We start from the raw sequence: 18,337 nt of genomic DNA, 5'->3' as shown, positions 1-18,337 counted from the left end.
GGCCTACTCGACGGCGCCGTTCTGGGTCAGCAGGGTCTCGTACCAGGCGTCGTATGGGTGGTTCGAAGCCGGGTAGCTGGCCAACGGCGTGGTCGCGTTGCCCGCCGAGTCGAAGTCCCAGCCGCGGACCAGCTTGCCCGACTGGCGGGCCGAGGTGATGAACGCCGACTCCGTCGCGGTCGCGCCGTAGAACAACGCGCCCTCCTGCAGCTCGGCGCTGTCACCCTTCTGGAACTCGTCGAACGCGACCTGCCGGTAACGGATCCGGTCACCCGTGACGCTCGCGGTGTCCGCGCGCAGGGTATTCGACGGCGTCGGGCCGTCCGCGCCCGTCCACACCCTGACGCGCCGGGCGCCGTTGGTGGCGGTGTCCTTGGCGAACCGCGCGTCGGACGTCTTGGCGTTGCCGGTCCACGCGACCGTCGTGGCCGACAGCGTGCCGGTCCAGTTCCAGTTCTGGCTGCTGCTCTGGCTCTGGTGGATCTCCCGCAGGTGCGTCGCGTCGGTGAAGGCGACCGTCGGCTGGACGCCGTTGTCGTACTGGTGGCTGGCCTGCCAGGTGATCTCGCCGTCGGTGCCGAGCTTGCCGACGTGGTACCAGAGCGTGCTCGCGCCCTGCGACTGGTGGACCTCGACGAGGTCGCCGTTGTCGTTCAGCGCGACCGCCGGGGTCTGGCCGCTGTCGTACTTCCCGTGCCGCAGCCAGGTGACGCGGCCGTCGGCGCCGTAGGTCCCGGTCCAGTACCAGAGCGCGCCGCCGCCGGAGTCGTGCACCTCGACGACCTGCCCGCGGCCGTTGATCGCGACGGCCGGGTGGTAGCCGACGTCCCGCTTGTACTCGGAGCGGCTGCCGCCGTCGCCCGAGAGCAGCGGCAGCACGCGCCCGCGCAGCGCGTCCACGGTCGGCGACCCGGCCGGGTAGTCCTGCGCGCGCAGCAGCCGGCTGCCGAAGACCGACTCCAGCTCCTGGTTGACCGCGACGAGGTTGCCCTCCGCGAAGTTCGCGTTGTCGGTCAGGTTGTCCTTGAGGTCGAGCATGACGACGATCGGCGCGGCCGTCGGGTGCGCCGCCGACCACGTGTTCACGGTGGCCAGCCAGTCCCGCAGGTTGTTCGACGCGGGGTTGCCGCCGCTGTGGTCGACGGCGTTGCCGGGCGAGTCGTGCCCGACGCCGTAGTCGTGGTTCGTGGCGTAGCCGTTGTCGTGGATGTCGTACTCGATGAACCGGACGCCGTGGTCGAGCTGGTAGGAGATCGAGTTCTTCGCGCCGTCGACGCTGCCCGAATAGCTGTTGTGCGTCGCGCGGAAGACCGAGGAGGTGAACGGCGGGCTCGCGGCTTCGGCCGTGCCGCCGGTCAGCAGGGCGGCGGTGGTCAAGGCGGTGACGGCCAAGGCGGGCAGTCGGGTCATCCTCGGGGTCCTCACGTCGGGAACGGGGCGGTCCCATCCTGGCCCGTGCCGCCGAGCTCCGGGTGGAACTCCGTGGAACACGGGTGGAACGCCTAGAAGGCGACAGCTGGACGTTCGAGGGAGGAAACGCCATGACCCAGACCGGTGGACCCCAATACCCCGACCCGACGCGGCCGGTGCCGCCCCAGCCCGGGATGTCCCAGCCCGGGATGCCCCAGGCCGGGATGCCGCCCCAGCCGCCCGCCGTGCCGAAGAAGTCGAAGCGGCGGCAGAAGATCGTGCTCACCGTGTTCCTGATCGTCGTCGCCGGGATCCTCGCGCTGGTCTGGGTGGCCACCCGGTCGAACGGCGAGAACGCCCAGGTCGGCAACTGCGTCACCGAAAGCGGCGAGAACTACGTGAAGATCGTCGACTGCGGGACGCCCGAGGCGACGCTCAAGGTCGTCGCGCGCGTCGAGGACAAAACCCAGATCGAGGCGCAGATCAGCGCGTGCACGCCGTACCCGGACGCCGACTCGGTGTTCTGGCAGGGCAAGGAAGGCGAGACCGGCGTCGTGCTCTGCCTGGCGAAGACCGGCAAGTAGCCCGATGGCGGGCGGGAAGTTCTCGTTCACCGGCTCCGGCGAGGTCCGGGTCTCCAGCGGCGGGCGCACACTCGCCGCGGCGGGCGACGTGATCGTGATCGGTGACCGGGTCTTCCGGCTGGCCGAAGTGGACCGGGTCGCCTACCACGCGGCGGCCCGGCCGCACCAGGCCAGCTACGCGCTGGGCCTGGCCCGCGGCCCGGTGTGGAGCCGGTTCGTGTTCGACGCCTTCCGCCGCGGCAGCGAGCTCGAGGACGCGCGCGAGACGTGGCGGCGGCTGGTCGAACTGGTCGAATCGGCGGCCTGCCCGCGGATCGCGCGCGCCGCGGTCGACGCCATCACGGCCGGCGCCACCGCCCGCTTCGGCGGGGGCGCGCACCCGCGGATCGACGCGGACGCCGAAGGGCTGCGCCGGCGGCGGTGGTTCGCGCCGAAGGTGCCGTGGGCCGCCGTGCTCGGCACGGACCTGCGCGCGGGCCAGGTGCGCGTGTGGACCGGCGGCCCGGAACCGGAGCTCGTCACCGCCATGGCGGGCTGGAACGCGGTGGTCCTGCCGCGCGTCATAGGAATGATGGTCGCAATGGAAAAAGAATCACCAGGAGACCGGGAATAGCGATATTTCCTGGTTGAAAATCTTATCGAATTGTCGCGCGGTTTCGGTACTTCGCCGGGCCATCCGCGCTCATTATCCGAGGAACGGTTGTGCGCGGGCACCGAAAAGCCCGTGAGGGGTTGGGGAGGCAGTGGGTGTGGCGAACGACTGGCCGCTGGTCGGCCGCGAACAGGAGCTGGCGTTCGCGCGCCGCGCGCTGGCCGACCCGGAGGTGTGCGGGCTGCTGCTGACCGGGCGCGCCGGCGCCGGCAAGACCCGGCTCGCCAAGGTGCTGCTGGCCGAGCTGGCCGGCGGCGGGGCGCGCACGCACTGGGTGCGCGCGATGTCGTCGGCCTCGACGATCCCGTTCGGCGCGTTCGCCCACCTCCTGCCCGGCAGCGCGGACGGCTCGGGGGACCGCGCGCACCGGCTCAACCAGGTCGCCGGCCACCTCACCCGCGGTGCGGAGGGGCGCCGGCTGGTGCTGTGCGTCGACGACGCGCACCTGCTCGACGACCTGTCCGCGACCCTGGTGCACCAGCTGGCCGCGACCGCGTCGGCGTTCGTGCTCGTGATCGCGCCGCACGGCGTGAGCGTGCCCGACCCGGTGTTCGCGATGTGGAAGGACCGCGTCGCCGAGCGGCTGGACATCGGCGAGCTGACGCGTCCACAGACGACCGAGCTGATCACCGCGGCGCTCGGCGGGCGGCTCGACGACGGTGCCGAGCACCGGCTGTGGGGCCTGACCCTGGGCAACCCGCTGTTCCTGCGCGAGCTCATCCAGGGCGGTCTCGACAGCGGTTCGCTGTCGGCCGAGGACGGCGTGTGGCGGTGGAGCGGCGCGCTGATGGCGACCCCGCGGCTGGTGGAGCTGATCGAAACCCGCACCGACCGGGTCGACGCCGACGAACGGCGGCTGCTGGACCTGCTCGCCTTCGGGGAGCCGCTGGGCAGCGAACCGCTGGTGCGCCTCGGCGCCGGCCGCGTCCTCGCCTCGATGGAGCAGGCCGGCCTGGTCGTTTCGGAACGGACCGGGCGGCGGCTGAACGTCCGTCTCGCGCACCCGCTCTACGCCGACGTGATCCGGCGCCGGACGTCGCCGCTGCGCCAGCGCGACACCTACCGGATCCTCGCGCAGACCCTGGACCTCACCGGCGCACGCCGTGCCGAGGACAAGCCGCGGCTGGTGCGGTGGCGCCTGGCCGCCGGGCTGCCGACCGACCCGCAGCTGGTCCGCGCGGCGGCGGAGACGTTGCTGCGCAAGGACTTCCCGCAGGCCGAGCAGCTGGCGGCCGAAGCCGTCCGGATGGGCGGCGGCTTCGGCGCGAAGTTCCTGCTCGCCCAGGTCCGGGTGGCCGGCGGCCGGCACGCCGACGCCGACTCGCTGCTGTCCGAGCTCGCGGGCGAAACGGTGTCGGACGCGCAGCACGCCCGCGTCGCCGCGACCAGGGCCCGGAACCTGGCGTTCGGCCTCGACCGCTTCGAGCAGGCCGCCGCGGCGCTGGACACCGCCGAGACGGCGGTGTCCGGGGCGTTGGCCTCGGACGAGCTGGCGACCGCCCGCGCGGCCCTGCGCGCGGCGGCGGGCGCGTCGCGCGAGGCCCTGGACCTGCTCGGACCGGTGCTGGACCGCAACCGCCGCGGCGACGCGCTCCGGCTCGCGGCGCTGGTGGTCGCGGCCGGGGCACTGGCGTCGACCGGGCGGACGGAGGCGTGTCTCGGCGTCATCGACGAGGGACTGGAGATCGCGTCCCGGATCTCGGACGCCTTCGCGCCGGGGGCGCGGGTCCGGCTGGAGCACGCGCGGATCGTCGCGCTGTGCCGGGCGGGCCGGCTCGAGGAGGCCGAAGACCGGGCCGGCGACGACTACCGGGACGCCGTCCGGGACCGGTGGGGCCCCGCGGTCGCGGGCGCGGCGGCGTCGCTGGGGACGGTCGCGCTGGCCTACGGCAACGTCCGCGGCGCGATCCGCTGGCTGCGGGAGGCCCTGGCCGCCGACGCGCACGACCAGCCGCACGAGTTCCGCCCCGCCGTCGCCGCGGCTCTGGTCCGGGCAACGGCGATGAGCGGCCGCGTCGCGGAGCCACTCGGCGACTGGGACGGCGCGTGGGTCGCCGCGGCGCGGGGCGAGCTGTCCCGGGCGTTGGCCCTGGGTGCTTCGGCGGCTTCGGCCGCTTCGGAAGACGGCAGGCTCGCGATCGCGGCCGAGATCCGCCACGACCTGCTCCGGTTCGGGGGTTCGCCCGGCGCGATCCCTTCCGCGGGCGGGATGGCGGAGCTGTACGCGGCGCACGCGTCGGCGGTTTCGGACGGTGCGGCGTTGGACGAGGTGGCGTCGTCGTTCGCCGACGCGGGCGCGCGGCTGCTGGCGGCGGAGGCATCGGCCGAGGCGGCGCGGGTGTACCGCGAGGAGGGCAAGAACGGCAGCGCGGCGATGTCGGCCCAGCGCGCGCGGGGGTGGCTGGCGTCCTGTGAGGACGCTGCGACGCCGGCCCTTTCGTCGCTGGAGACACCGTTGGACCTGACGGTCCGGGAGCTGGAGATCGCCCGCCTGGTGGCGACGGGCCTGACGAGCCGCGCGGTGGCGGACCGGCTGGTGGTGTCGGTGCGCACGGTCGACAACGTGCTGCACGGGGTCTACGCGAAGCTGGGTATTTCCGGCCGCCGCGAGCTGGCATCGGTGGTAGGCCCGCTCGTGTCGGGGAGTAGTCCCGGCGACGGTCCATAGGTAGTCCGCAGCGGAGGCAGTGCGGAAGCCGAGTAGCCGCTACTCATGACCCGGCCGCCCATTGGTCCGAGACTGGATGACAACGGAGGGGCGAGGGCTTCACCGATCCGAATGTCAGGAGCGCACACGATGACGAATTCATCCGGGAACCAGTTCAACGAGCAGGCTTCGGCCGGTGGTGGCGGGGACATCTTCCAGAACGAGCAGGGTTCGGGTGGTTCCGGTGGGAACCAGTTCAACGAGCAGGCGTCGACGGGCGGTCGCGGCGACATCTTCCAGAACGAGCAGGGCTCGGGTGGTCACGGTGGCGACCAGTTCAACGAGCAGGCCTCGACTGGCGGCGGCGTGGGAGACATCTTCCAGAACGAGCAGGGCTCCGGTGGCCACGGCGGGAACCAGTTCAACGAGCAGGCCTCCACGGGCGGTGGCCGCGGTGACATCTTCCAGAACGAGCAAGGCTCCGGCCGCGGCGGGAACCAGTTCAACGAGCAGGCGTCCGCCGGCCACCACGGTGACGTGTTCCAGAACGAGCAGGGTTCGGGCGGCCACGGCGGCGACCAGTTCAACGAGCAGGCCTCGACCGGCGGCGGCGTGGGAGACATCTTCCAGAACGAGCAGGGCTCGGGCGGTCACGGTGGGAACCAGTTCAACGAGCAGGCTTCCACGGGTGGCGGCCGCGGTGACATCTTCCAGAACGAGCAGGGTTCCGGCGGTCACGGTGGGAACCAGTTCAACGAGCAGGCTTCCACGGGCGGTCGCGGTGACATCTTCCAGAACGAGCAGGGTTCCGGCGGTCACGGTGAGAACCAGTTCAACGAGCAGGCTTCCACGGGTGGCGGCCGCGGCGACATCTTCCAGAACGAGCAGGGTTCCGGCGGCCACGGCGGCAACCAGTTCAACGAACAGGCGTCCACGGGCGGCCACGGAAGCATCTTCCAGAACGAGCAGGGCTCGGGCGGCCACGGCGGCAACCAGTTCAACGAGCAGGCCTCGACCGGCGGCAGCGGCAGCATCTTCCAGAACCAGCAAGGTTCGGGCGGCCACGGGAACCAGTTCAACGAGCAGGCTTCCACGGGCGGCCACGGGAACATCTTCCAGAACGAGCAGGGTTCCGGCCACGGCGACAACCAGTTCAACGAGCAGGCCTCGACCGGCGGCCACGGCAGCATCTTCCAGAACGAGCAGGGCGCGAGCGGCCACCACGGCGGAAACCAGTTCAACGAGCAGGCGTCCACCGAGCACCACGGCCACGAGAGCCACGAGCACGAGCACCACCACGCCGGCGGTCACCACCAGGACCACCACGACGAGCACCACCACCACGACGCCGACCACTACTGAGCCGGCGAAGAACAGTAAGGAATGAAGGAGCGGTCATGCAGGAGCCGAGTGGCGGGGGGCGCATCGCCCTCGACACCCTCGACCTCGCGGTCAAGGGAGCGGCGGCCTACGGACGGGACGATCTCGTCCAGCGCCTCACCGACGCCCGGCGCCTGCTGTCCGAACCGGACGTCACCGTCTACGTCGTCGGGGAGTTCAAGCAGGGCAAGAGTTCGCTCATCAACGCCCTGCTGACCGCGAAGATCTGCCCGGTCGACGACGACATCGCGACCGCGGTGCCGACCGTCGTCCGGTTCGCGCCGGAGTCCGGGGCTCTGGCGACCTACGAGCCGGCCGACCCGTCGTCGCCGCCGTGGACCGAGCGGATCTCCCTCGAAGACCTTCCCACCCACGTCAGTGAAGCCGGGAACCCCGGCAACGTCCGCAAGCTCAAGTCCGTCACGGCGTCGATCAGCCGCCAGCTGCTCTCCGGAGGGCTGGTGCTGGTCGACACCCCCGGCGTCGGCGGCCTCGGCTCGCTGCACAACGCCGTCACGGTCAGCTCGCTGCCGCGGGCGCACGCCGTCCTCTTCCTCTCCGACGCCTCGCAAGAGCTCACCGGCGCCGAGCTGCGGTTCCTCCGGACGGTGAAAGAGCTCTGCCCGAGCGTCTACTTCGTCCTCACCAAGATCGACCTCTACCCGCAGTGGCGGCGCATCCTCGAGCTCAACGCCGGCCACCTCGAAGCGTGCGGGATCGCCATCGACACCGTCGCCGTCTCCTCGGAGCTGCGCACCGTCGCGGCGCGCTCGGCCGACCAGGAGCTGAACGTCGAATCCGGCTTTCCGCAGCTGGTCAAGCGGCTGCAGAGCGTCGTCGGCGACGCCGAACGGTCCGCGCTCAACGCCGTGGGCCTGCACGTCGGGTCCGCGGTCGGCCAGCTCAACGCCGCCCTGCGCGCCCGCCGCACGTCCCTCGCGCACCCCGAGCAGTCCGCCGCGCTCGTCGCGGAGCTGACCCGGGTCAACGACCGCGTCGACGCGCTGCGCAGCCAGTCCGCGAAGTGGCAGCAGCTGCTCTTCGACGGCTTCGCCGACATTTCGTCCGATGTGGACTACGACCTGCGCGCCCGCTCTCGCGGTGTGCTGCACGAGGCCGAAGAGGCCATCGAAGAAGGCGACCCCGCCAAGAACTGGGCCGAGTTCGAGAAGTGGCTGCGCCAGCGGCTCGCGAACGAGACCCTCGAGAACTACGCGACCTTCATCAAGCAGGCCCGCGGCCTCGCCTCCCGCGTCGCGGAGCACTTCGAGCTCGCCGAGTCCCAGGCCGTGCTGCCGCGCGAGGTGCAGGCGCCGGTCCAGGTCGTCGAGGAGATCGACATCGACTCGTCGTTCACCGGCGTCAAGACCCGCGGCACCACCGGGATGGCCGCGTTCCAGAAGGCCTACAGCGGGTTCCTGATGTTCTCCATGCTCACCAAGATGGCCGCGCTGGCCATCCCCACGCCGTTCGGTGTCGCGGCCGGCCTGCTCATGGGCCGCTCCGGCTTCATGGACGAACGCAAGCGGCAGCTGGAAAAGCGCCGCGGCCTGGCCAAGACGGCCGTGCGCCGGTTCGTCGACGAGTTCAACCTCCAGGTCGGCAAGGACTCCCGCGACGCGATGCGGACCGTCCAAAGAGAACTCCGCGACGCCTACAGCGCGCGCGTCGAAGAACTTCAGCGCTCCTTGACCGAAGCGCTCGCCAACGCGAAGAAGGCCGTCGTCGACGACGACGCCGAGACGGGCGAGCTGAAACGCCTGGAGGCCGACATCGAAGCCCTCGAAGTGCTCGGCCGGCGTGCGGACGAGCTCACCCTGCGCAGCGCCCCCAAAGCCGTGCCCGCACCCGTCCCGGCGGTGACGCGATGACCCCCCTCTACGTCCAGGTCCGCGGGTTCGTCGCCCGCGCGTGCGCCGGGTACGCCGGCACCCCGGCCGAGCCGCAGCTGCGGCAGATCGCCGGCCGGCTCGCCGAACCGCTGCGCGTCGCCATCGCCGGCCGCGTCAAGGCCGGCAAGTCCACCCTGCTCAACGCGCTCGTCGGCCAGGAGCTGGCGGCGACGGACGCGGGGGAGTGCACCCGCGTCGTCACCTGGTACCGCAACGGCCCGACCTACCGGATCATGCTGCACCCGGTCCGCGGGATGCCGCGCCAGCTGCCGTTCGGCCGCCTTTCCGGCACGCTCGGCCTCGAGCTCGGCATGGCGCCCGGCGACGTCGACCGGCTCGTCGTCGACTGGCCGTCGCCGGCACTGCGGGCGATGACGCTGATCGACACGCCCGGGCTGGGTTCGGCGCGCTCGGAGGTGTCCGAACGCACCGAGGTCGCGCTGGTCCCCGAGGGTGACGGCGTCGGCACCGCGGACGCCGTGGTGTACCTGATGCGCCACGTCCACGGCGACGACGTCCGGTTCCTCGACGCCTTCCACGACGACCCGGCGCAGCGGCGCCCGGTGAACACCATCGGCGTGCTGTCGAGGGCCGACGAGGTCGGGCACGCCCGGAGCGACGCGCTCGACTCGGCCGCCAAGATCGCCGAGCGTTACGCCCGCGACTCCCGGGTCCGCGGCCTGTGCCAGACCGTGGTCCCGGTGGCCGGCCTGCTGGCCAGCTCCGCCGCGTCGTTGAAGGAGTCCGAGTACCGCGCGTTCCGGCTGCTGGCTGCCGCGCCGGAGGCGGAGGTGGCGAGGCTGCTGACGTCGGCCGACCGGTTCGCCCGCGCGGAGTCCGAAGTGGACGTCCCGGCGGCCGAGCGCGCGGACCTGCTGGCCCGCTACGGGCTGTTCGGCGTCCGGGTGGCGGTCGAGCTGACGCGCAGTGGCCTGGTGACCGGCGCGCGGGCACTGTCGGGCGAGCTGCTCGCCCGCAGCGGCCTGCACCGGCTGCGGTCGCTGCTGACCACCCAGTTCGCCGCGCGCGCCGACGTCCTCAAGGCGCGTTCGGCGCTGCAGGCGGCCGAACTGGTGCTGCGCGCCTACCCGGACCGCACCGGCGGGCTGCTGCACGAATGGGAACGGATCGTCGCCGGGGCGCACGAGTTCGCCGAGATCCAGCTGATCGACTCGATCCGGCTCGGCGTCGTGCTCTTCACGACCGACGAGGCCCGCGACGCGGAACGGCTGCTCGGCGCGGCCGGGGTGGACGTGGCGAGCCGGCTGGCCCTGCCGGGGGACGCGGGCCGCGCCGCGGTCCGGCAGGCGCTCGGCGCGCAGCTGCTGAGGTGGCAGCGGCGCGCCGAGCACCCCGCCTCCCCGCGCGACGTCCGCGACGCGGCCCGCGTGCTGGTGCGCACCTGCGAAGGAATCCTGCTCAGCGAAGCCAGGGCGGAGGTCTTGTCGTGAACGAGCTGCCGAAGAAGATCAAGAAGGCGGCCGCGGCCGTCGCCGGCGCCGTCGCGTCGGAGGTGGCGGGCAATGCGCTCACGCCCGGGTCGCCCGCCGCGTCGGCACCGCCGCCGCAGCCGGAACCGGCCGCCGCCCAGACCCCGCACGACACCCCCGCCCACGAGTACGTGCCGCAGGTCGAGACCAGCACAGTCACCCGGGGCGAAGACGGCCACGTGGAAGCGCGGACCGGCACGGTCTGGCACCCGGAGACCACCGACGGCCTGCCGCTGAAGGAGCTGCCGACTGTCGAGGAGTTCGAGCAGATCGAAGTCCACGAGGACGAGTTCGGCAACTTCGTCATCGACGCGACCGAGCGGTTCGTGGTGCACAACAACGGCCGGGACGAGGTGTACACCGACCACCAGCACATCGTCGTGCCCGGGGACGGGACGCCCGGCGACACGGACATCGACATCGTCCAGGACGCCGACATCGTCGTCCACGAGAACCCGGACGGCACGATCACCGTCGAGCACCAGGGTTCGCTGACCTACGAGCTCACCCCGGACGCGCCGGGGCACGGTGACATCGAGGTGTTCCAGGAGGAGACGGTCGTCCTCGACGAGGCCGAAACCGGGCCGCCGGGGATCGACGTCGGGGTCACCGTGGACCAGCAGGCCAGCGCCGACGACCCCTTCGGCGAGCCGGCCGGGCCGACCATCCACCAGACCGAGGTGATCGCCGACAAGGGCCGCGGGGCCACGGTGACCGCGCAGGTCACCGCGCCGGCGCCGTCGCTGCCCGGGACGCCGTCCGCGCCGGTCGTGACGTTCAGCCGCCAGCCGTCCACAGTGGACACGCCGGCGCCGCAGCCGGTCGCGGTCGAGACTACGACGACACTGGCCGCCTCGAACTCGCTGGCCGAGCACCCGGTGGCGAAGCACAGTTTCGCCACCGAACCCGAGCCGGAGCACCACGACGCCGGCGAGGTCACGGGCACCCGGCCGCACCCGGCGGAGAAGGAGCACCCGTTCGAGCCGCCGCGCCACCACGAGCCCGACCACCGGCCGGAGCCGGACCACGCGCCGGACGCGGGGCACCCGCCGGACGATCCACCGCCCGAGCCGCACGACCTGCCCCCGGTGGAGCCACCCGGCCCGCAGGCGCACGAAGACCACCTCGAAGAACCGGACCGGGTTCCGGACGAGCACCCGACTTTCGATCACGCGCACACCGCCGGCGGAGGCTGACATGGGCTACGGACTGGGCATCGACCTCGGCACGACCTTCACGGCCGCCGCCGTCGACAGCGCCGGCCACGTCGAGATGGTGTCGCTCGGCGACCGGACGGCGGCCATCCCGTCGGTGGTGCTGCTGCGGGCCGACGGCAGCGTGCTGGTCGGGGACGCGGCGAGCCGGCGCGCGGCCGTCGAACCGGACCGCGTGGCGCGGGAGTTCAAGCGGCGCCTGGGCGACCCGACGCCGGTGCTGCTCGGCGGCGCGCCGCACTCGGTGGCGTCGCTGATGGCGCACCTGCTCGGGTACGTGGTGCGGACGGTCGCCGGGCAGCAGGGCGGCCGGCCGGACCGGATCACGCTGACGCACCCGGCGAACTGGGGGCCGTACAAGCGGGAGCTGTTCGAGCAGGTGCCGCGGCTGACCGGGATCGACCGCGTCGGCCTGATCACCGAGCCCGAGGCCGCGGCGGCGCACTACGCGTCGCAGGAGCGGCTGGAGGACGGCGCCGTCGTCGCGGTGTACGACCTCGGCGGCGGCACGTTCGACGCGACGGTGCTGCGCAAGCGCGGCAACGGGTTCGAGATCCTCGGCAGCCCGGAGGGCATCGAAGGCCTCGGCGGCGTCGACTTCGACGAAGCGGTGTTCGGGCACGTCGACCGGGCGCTCGACGGGAAGCTGTCGCAGATCGACCCGGACGACCCGGGCGCGGTGGCCGCGGTCGTGCGGCTGCGCCAGGAATGCGTGCTGGCGAAGGAAGCCCTGTCGGCCGACACCGAGACGGCCGTTCCGGTGCTGCTGCCGTCGGTGCAGACGGAGGTGCGCCTGACCCGCGGCGAGTTCGAGGAGATGATCCGCCCGTCGATCACGGCGACGATCGGCTCCCTGCACCGGGCGCTGCGTTCGGCGAACCTGCGCCCGGCCGACCTCGGCGCGGTGCTCCTGGTCGGCGGCTCGTCCCGGATCCCGCTGGTGTCCCAGCTGGTATCGGCCGAGCTCGGTCGCCCGACGGCGGTCGACATCCACCCGAAGTACGGGGTGGCGCTGGGGGCGGCGGCACTGGCGTCCGGCCGATCGGGCCTGGTCCAGGCGACGCGGTCCCAACCGGCGATCCGGCCGGTACCCCCGCCGCCCCCGGTTCCGCGCGTCCCGGCACCGCGCGAGGAGACGAAGACACTGGCGACGCCCGGGTTCGGCGCGGGGGCACCGCCGCCGTCACTGGGCCGAGCCAAGACCGAGGCGACCCCGGGACGGCGGGCGTCGCGCCGCGGCGTCGTGGTGGGGCTGTGCGCGGTGGCGGTGGTGGCGATCGGCGGGGTGGCGGTCGCGGTGAGCAGTTCGGGCGGGAGTCCGTCCGGTGTAACCCCACCGGCGACGAGTTCGGAGAGCGAGACGCCGACGCTGGTGTCGGTGCCGTCTCCGGAGGCCCCGGAGACAACCCACACGACGGCGGCGGTCCCGCGCACGAACCCGGCGACGACCCGGCGGAAGACCCCGCCCCGCACGACGACGCCGACGAAGACGACCACGCCTACGACGACCACGACAGCGACGACCTCGACGAGCACGAAGCCCACACCGTGAGGTGAGGAGTTCCGTGGCGTCGCGATGAGGTGGCTGGGAGAAGTTCCCGGCGGCGCGAGGGTTCCGCCGCGGTCGCGCCGGCGTGCGGCTGCGAGGAGCAGTACCGGCCGCCGGGGTGAGGGGCCGGGTCGGCGCGTGCGGTTCGGGGGCCGGCCCGGTCGCCGGATACTGGGCCGGCTCCCACCGAGGGGGTGGGAGCCGGCCCAGCTGATCCGGAGGCGTTGTGGCTGGGCCGTGCGGCTCCGCCGCGATTCGGCCCGGCTCGGTCGGGGTGAGTGGCCCGCTGTCCTCGGAGGCGTCCGGGCGTGGCGGTGCGATTCGGCCGGGTGCGGTGAGCGGCCCGGTGCCCCGGAACCGGTCCGGCCGGCCTGCTCGCCGTCAAGTGGCGCGGCTCAGCCGCTGCTCGGCGCGGTCGCGATGCACCCCCCACACCGCCGGTAACCTCGCCCCATGGCGGCAGAGCACGTGATCGTGACGTCCACGACCGACTCCGAGACCGCGGCCCGCGACCTGGCCGCGCAGGTCATCGACGAGCGACTCGGCGCCTGCGCACAGATCGTCGGGCCGGTGACCAGCGTCTACCGCTGGGAGGGCGAGGTGCGGACCGACCAGGAGTGGCGCGTCGAGATCAAGACCACCGCCGCCCGGGTGCCCGCCCTCACCGAGCGCATCAACCACCTGCACACCTACGACCTGCCCGAGGTCATCGCGACGCCGATCGAGGGCGGCAGTGCGGACTACCTCACCTGGGTGACCACCGAAAGCGGGAACGGTGGTTAGCTTTAGGGTATGGACATCGGAACGCGGTTCGAGCAGCTGACCACCGCCCACCTCGCCGACGCGTGCATCCGCGCCGGCCTCCCCGTGCGCTGCGCCCCGGCGGCGACGCGCGCCGTCGTGCCCGGTAGCCGGCTGCTCGGGCCGGCCGTCCCGGCTCGGCACGTCGGCAGCGTCGACGTCTTCCTGGAAGCCTTCGAGCACGCCCCCGCGGGCGGGGTGCTCGTGGTCGACAACGGCGGCCGCCTCGACGAAAGCTGCGTCGGGGACCTCATGGTGCTCGAAGCGCGCGCCGCCGGGCTCGCCGGCGTCGTGATCTGGGGCCTGCACCGCGACACCGCCGACGTCCGCGCGATCGGCCTCCCCGTGTTCAGCCTCGGCTCGATCCCCACCGGCCCGCTCAGCCTCGGCCCGCGCGTCGACGGCGGGCTCGGCGAAGCGATCGTCGGGACCTGGCGGATCGGGCCGTCGGACCTCGTCGCCGGGGACGACGACGGTGTCGTCTTCCTCCCGCTCGACCGCGCGGACGAGCTGTTCACCCTCGCCGAAGGCATCCGCGACACCGAACGCCGCCAGGCCGAGCGGATCCGGGGCGGCGAGTCGCTGCGGGACCAGGTTCGCTTCGCCGACTTCCTCGCCGCCCGCGAAACGGATCCCGCCTTGACGTTCCGCGCGCACCTGCGGGCCGTCGGCGGCGCGGTCGAGGAGTAACCGAAAGTGTGACGTTCCGCCGAAGGGGGTATCCGGGGCGCTGCGGCGGCGCGGGAGGCGGAACCATGAACACGCTCATCGACTTCGGCAGGGACAGCGAATACCACTTCGCCCGCGGACTGCGGGCCTACCTCGCGCGGGTCGCCCGCGCGGTCGGCGTCGGGTACGAATCGTGTTCGCTGGACCTCGACGTGCCCACCTCCGGCTACGTCGCCCTCGACCGCGAGCTCCCGGACCGTCCCGGCCACGACCTGGCGCTGATCTGGCACGAGGTGCACGGCTGGTCGGCGGTGGTCGAGCCCGCGGGCGGCGACGAGCCGGAGGTGCTCGCCTACCTCGGCGGGGCCGAGGTCATCCCGCCGCCGCAGGCCGTCGTGCGGTTCGTCGACCGGCTGGAGGTCGCCGGCCCGGCCCGGCCGCCGGTGCTGCGGGAGCCCGGCCGTCACGAAGAGCTCGTCGACCGGCTGCCGGTCACCGGGCCCGAAGGACTGCTGCGGACGAGCTCGCCCGGGTGGTGACGCGCGCCGGGACGCCTAGGATGGGCCGCCAGTGATCCGTCCACCGAGGGAACCCCGTGAGCAGCGCCGAGGCACCGAACCCCGTCCGCGTCCTCCTCGTGGAGGATCACGACATGGTGGCGGAGGCGCTGCAGCTGGCCCTAGAGCGCGCCGACGGGATCACCGTGGTCGGCCGGGCCCGCTCGCGCACCGAAGCCGTCGCCGACACGCGCGAGCACGCCCCGGACGTCGTGGTGCTGGACCGGCGCCTCGCCGACGGTGACGCCCTCGGCGTCATCGCGGAGCTCGGCTCCGGCGGCGCGCGCGTGCTGGTGCTGACCGGGGACGCGACGCCGGCGGTCGCCGTGCAGGTCGCGAAGGCCGGCGGGGCGGGGCTGCTGCTCAAGTCGTCGCAGCTCGGCGTGCTGGAGTCGGCGGTGCGCGACGTCGCCGCGGGCGGCGTGGTCTTCGACCCGGAGCTGCTGCCCGAGATCTTCGACCGGCTCACCGGCCGGCTGCCCGTCCGCGGCGCGGAGCTCACCGCCCGGGAGCGCGAGACCCTGGACCTGCTCGCGGAGGGCGCCACCACCGAGGAGATCGGGACGCGGCTCGGCGTCTCCCGCAACACCACGCGCAACCACGTGCAGCGGGTGCTGGAGAAGCTCGGCGCGCGGTCGAAGCTCGAAGCGGTCGCCGTGGCCCGCCGGGAGGGCCTCATCGGCTGATGCACCTGCATCACCCGCGCGGTCCCGGTTTGCATCTCGTCCGACGGTGGGGCGGCCCGGCAGGCTGGACGCCGTGGACATCCCGGCGCCGCTCGTCGCGGAGTGCGGCCTGACCGATCCGGCGGGCGGCCTGGCGCTCGTGCGCCGGTTCGCCCGGCTCACCCTGACGGCCTGGGCCTGCGGCACCGTCGTCGACGACGCCCTGCTGATCGTCACCGAGCTCGCGACCAACGCGCTGCGGCACGGCGCCGGCCACCCGGTGCTCCGGCTGAGCGTCGGGGCCGGGCACGTGCGCATCGAGGTCTTCGACGACGACCCGGCGCCACCCGTGCGGCGGCCGCCCGGCGCCGACGGCGGCTGGGGCCTGGTTCTCGTCGAGCGCCTGTCCCTGGCCTGGGGGACGACGAGCCACGGTCCCGGAAAGGTGGTCTGGTGCGCGCTGTCCGCACCGTCGGCCGAGCTGGCCGGCTGACGCGCCGTGCCGGGCGGGCGTCCGTCCGGCACAGTTGCCGCATGGACGACGAGCTTCGGCCGGGCGACGACCAGGGCACCGAGCGCGAAGAGCGGTTCCGGCTGCTGGTGCGCAGCGTGCAGGACTACGCGATCTTCCTGCTCGATCCCGAAGGGCGCATCGCGAGCTGGAACGCGGGTGCCGAGCGGATCAAGGGCTGGTCGGCCGACGAGATCGTCGGGCAGCACTTTTCCGTGTTCTACCCGCCGGAGGACGTCGCGGCGGGCAAGCCGGCGCGGGAGCTGGAGATCGCGGCCGAGGAAGGCCGGCTGGAGGACGAGGGCTGGCGGGTCCGCAAGGACGGTTCGCGGTTCTGGGCGAACGTGGTGATCACGGCGTTGTTCGACGAAGGGCGCCGGCTGCGGGGGTTCGGGAAGGTCACCCGCGACGTGACGGAACGCCGCGACGCCGAGGAAGCGTTGCGGAAGAGCGAAGAACGGTTTCGGCTGCTGGTGCAGACCGTCCAGGACTACGGGATCTTCATGCTGGACCCGGAAGGCCGCATTTCGAGCTGGAACGCCGGCGCGCAGCGCATCAAAGGCTGGTCGGCGCCGGAAGCCATCGGCCGCCACTTCTCGATGTTCTACCCGCAGGAGGACGTCGCGGCGGGCAAGCCGGCACGGGAGCTGGAGATCGCGGCCGAGGAGGGCCGCCTCGAGGACGAAGGCTGGCGGGTCCGCAAGGACGGCACGCGCTTCTGGGCGAACGTCGTGATCACGGCGTTGTTCGACGAGCGGGGCCGGCTGCAGGGCTTCGGGAAGGTCACCCGCGACATGACCGAGCGCCGCAACGCCGAGCAGGCCCTGCGCGAACGCCGCCGGCTCGTCGGCCACCTCGTCGAGGCGCAGGAGGTGGAACGGCGCCGGATCGCCTGGGACGTCCACGACGAGTCCATCCAGTCCATGGTCGCCGTCGGCATGCGCCTGCAGCTGCTCGCCTCCCGGCTGCCGGAGCCGCACGCGAGCGCCGTCGCGGGGCTCGACGATTCGGTGCGGGCCGCCATCGGCAGGCTGCGGGGCCTGGTGTCGCGGCTGCGGCCGCCGGAGCTCGACCGGCACGGCCTGGCGGAGGCCGTCTCCGCCTACGTCGACGAGGTCGCGGGCCGCTGGGAGCTGGCCCACTCGGTGCGGGACGAGCTGACCGCCGAGCCGTCGCCCGCCGCCGCGATCACCGTGTACCGGATCTGCCAGGAGGCACTCAGCAACGTCCACCGGCACGCCCGGGCCAGCCGGGTCGACCTTCACCTGTCCACAGTGGACAACGGGACGCTCGTGCGGATCGCCGACGACGGCACCGGCACGGCGGGGGAGGACGCCGGCGCGGGCCACTTCGGTCTGGTCGAAATGCACGAGCGGGCCGAAGCGGCCAACGGCTGGCTGTCGGTGACGAGCGTCCCCGGCCGCGGCACGGCCGTCGAGTTCTGGCTGCCGATGCTGCCCGACGCGGCGGGGCTCGAACCGTGACCGAGGTGCGGGTGCTGATCTCCGACGACGACGCGATGATCCGCGCCGTCCTCAAGGAGGTCCTCGACGAGGAGCCCGACATCGCGGTCGTCGCGGTCGCCGTCGACGCCGACGAGGCGATCCGGCTCGCCGAGCACCACCGGCCCACGGTCGCGGTCCTCGACGTCCGGATGCCGGGCGGCGGCGGGGCCCGGGCGGCGCGCGAGATCGCCCGCCGCAGCCCGGACACCGCGATCCTGGCGTTCTCGGCCTACGCCGACCGGGCGTCGATGGCCGCGCTCGCCGCGGCCGGCGTCACCGAGTACCTGGTCAAGGGCGTGCCGAACACGACGATCGTCGAGACCGTCCGGCGGCTGGGTCAGCCGGCCGGCCCCGGCATCAGCACGCCGTAGAAGTCCATCGGCAGCAACGTGAACAGCCGCTTCACGGCGCGAGACCGGCCGGGGTCCACCGTCAGGCGCGCCCCGGCGGCGTCGGCGAGGAGCTGCGCGCGCAGCAGTGAGTTCAGGCCGGCGACGGAGAAGAACGTGACGCCGTCGAGGTCGACGACGACCTCCCCGACCGGGGCGTGGACGCGCGAGCGCAGGACTTCGTCGAGCTTGCGCGCGGTGCTCAGGTCGACCTCGCCGGCCACCCGGACGAGCAGGGTGCGCGGGGTGGGGAGGGAGACGCGCAGGGACAGGTGTCCGACGGCGGCGATCCAGCCGGCGGTGGTGAGCTCGTGGTCGGCCGAGCGAGGTTCAGGAACCATCGCGGGCACACCCTTTCGTCGGGCAGCGTGGGGCGGACCGGACGTGGGCGGAGGATTCGGCCGTGGACAGCGCCTGCCGCC

General features: G+C 73.1%; 17 protein-coding genes. 15 read left to right on the top strand and 2 right to left on the bottom strand.

Translation table 11 applies throughout. The annotated features are described in order from the left end of the window. Nucleotides 1–3: 3 nt before the first annotated feature. Nucleotides 4–1,410 carry a PI-PLC domain-containing protein gene (locus tag ACZ7OU_RS33905; RefSeq protein WP_470258348.1) on the bottom strand — a complete coding sequence of 469 codons (1,407 nt, stop codon included), beginning with the start codon at nt 1,408–1,410 and terminating at the stop codon, nt 4–6. Between the two features lie 131 nt (nt 1,411–1,541). Here ACZ7OU_RS33905 and ACZ7OU_RS33900 point away from each other — a divergent pair, with 131 nt between their 5' ends. The 15 genes from ACZ7OU_RS33900 to ACZ7OU_RS33830 all read left to right on the top strand — a co-directional run bounded on the left by ACZ7OU_RS33900 (nt 1,542) and on the right by ACZ7OU_RS33830 (nt 17,897). Next, nucleotides 1,542–1,994: an LppU/SCO3897 family protein gene (locus ACZ7OU_RS33900; RefSeq protein WP_470258347.1), complete on the top strand. Its 453-nt coding sequence runs from the start codon at nt 1,542–1,544 to the stop codon at nt 1,992–1,994. A 4-nt stretch (nt 1,995–1,998) separates the two neighbouring features. Continuing rightward, entirely contained in the window at nt 1,999–2,607 is a 609-nt protein-coding gene (locus ACZ7OU_RS33895) for a hypothetical protein (protein WP_470258346.1), read from the top strand. 136 nt (nt 2,608–2,743) lie between these two features. Further along, nucleotides 2,744–5,314, top strand: a complete 2,571-nt coding sequence (locus ACZ7OU_RS33890; RefSeq protein ID WP_470258345.1) for a helix-turn-helix transcriptional regulator — start codon at nt 2,744–2,746, stop codon at nt 5,312–5,314. Nucleotides 5,315–5,443: 129 nt separating this feature from the next. After that, nucleotides 5,444–6,655, top strand: a complete 1,212-nt coding sequence (locus ACZ7OU_RS33885; protein ID WP_470258344.1) for a glycoprotein — start codon at nt 5,444–5,446, stop codon at nt 6,653–6,655. Nucleotides 6,656–6,690: 35 nt separating this feature from the next. Next, on the top strand, nt 6,691–8,544 hold the full coding sequence (locus ACZ7OU_RS33880; RefSeq protein ID WP_470244512.1) for a dynamin family protein: 1,854 nt from the start codon (nt 6,691–6,693) through the stop codon (nt 8,542–8,544). After that, entirely contained in the window at nt 8,541–10,016 is a 1,476-nt protein-coding gene (locus ACZ7OU_RS33875) for a dynamin family protein (protein WP_470244511.1), read from the top strand. Before ACZ7OU_RS33880 ends, ACZ7OU_RS33875 begins: the two co-directional genes overlap by 4 nt. Next, nucleotides 10,013–11,251: a hypothetical protein gene (locus tag ACZ7OU_RS33870; protein WP_470258343.1), complete on the top strand. Its 1,239-nt coding sequence runs from the start codon at nt 10,013–10,015 to the stop codon at nt 11,249–11,251. Before ACZ7OU_RS33875 ends, ACZ7OU_RS33870 begins: the two co-directional genes overlap by 4 nt. A gap of 1 nt (nt 11,252) precedes the next feature. Then, complete coding sequence (locus ACZ7OU_RS33865) at nt 11,253–12,821, top strand: Hsp70 family protein (protein ID WP_470258342.1); 1,569 nt, start codon at nt 11,253–11,255, stop codon at nt 12,819–12,821. Between the two features lie 450 nt (nt 12,822–13,271). Further along, nucleotides 13,272–13,601 (top strand): divalent-cation tolerance protein CutA, encoded by a 330-nt coding sequence (gene cutA, locus ACZ7OU_RS33860; protein WP_470258341.1) that lies wholly within the window; start codon nt 13,272–13,274, stop codon nt 13,599–13,601. Nucleotides 13,602–13,610: 9 nt separating this feature from the next. After that, nucleotides 13,611–14,309: an RraA family protein gene (locus ACZ7OU_RS33855; protein WP_470258340.1), complete on the top strand. Its 699-nt coding sequence runs from the start codon at nt 13,611–13,613 to the stop codon at nt 14,307–14,309. A gap of 65 nt (nt 14,310–14,374) precedes the next feature. Continuing rightward, entirely contained in the window at nt 14,375–14,827 is a 453-nt protein-coding gene (locus ACZ7OU_RS33850) for a DUF6292 family protein (protein WP_470258339.1), read from the top strand. Between the two features lie 56 nt (nt 14,828–14,883). Next, nucleotides 14,884–15,531, top strand: a complete 648-nt coding sequence (locus tag ACZ7OU_RS33845; RefSeq protein WP_470258338.1) for a response regulator transcription factor — start codon at nt 14,884–14,886, stop codon at nt 15,529–15,531. Between the two features lie 73 nt (nt 15,532–15,604). Beyond that, nucleotides 15,605–16,003, top strand: coding sequence for an ATP-binding protein (locus ACZ7OU_RS33840; protein ID WP_470258337.1), 399 nt, complete (start codon nt 15,605–15,607; stop codon nt 16,001–16,003). A 41-nt stretch (nt 16,004–16,044) separates the two neighbouring features. Next, nucleotides 16,045–17,505, top strand: a complete 1,461-nt coding sequence (locus ACZ7OU_RS33835) for a PAS domain-containing sensor histidine kinase (RefSeq protein ID WP_470258336.1) — start codon at nt 16,045–16,047, stop codon at nt 17,503–17,505. Continuing rightward, nucleotides 17,502–17,897: a response regulator gene (locus tag ACZ7OU_RS33830; protein WP_470258335.1), complete on the top strand. Its 396-nt coding sequence runs from the start codon at nt 17,502–17,504 to the stop codon at nt 17,895–17,897. The genes ACZ7OU_RS33835 and ACZ7OU_RS33830 overlap by 4 nt, the downstream gene beginning before the upstream one ends. On the opposite strand, the gene ACZ7OU_RS33825 is transcribed toward ACZ7OU_RS33830, so the two are convergent. Beyond that, entirely contained in the window at nt 17,864–18,256 is a 393-nt protein-coding gene (locus ACZ7OU_RS33825) for an STAS domain-containing protein (RefSeq protein WP_470258334.1), read from the bottom strand. The two genes, ACZ7OU_RS33830 and ACZ7OU_RS33825, sit on opposite strands and share 34 nt — an antisense overlap. Nucleotides 18,257–18,337: the final 81 nt, after the last annotated feature.

This window comes from Amycolatopsis sp. NPDC114505, assembly GCF_055633615.1.
The sequence above is the reverse complement of the archived record's forward strand: the minus strand, read 5'-3'. Positions and strand labels throughout refer to the sequence as shown.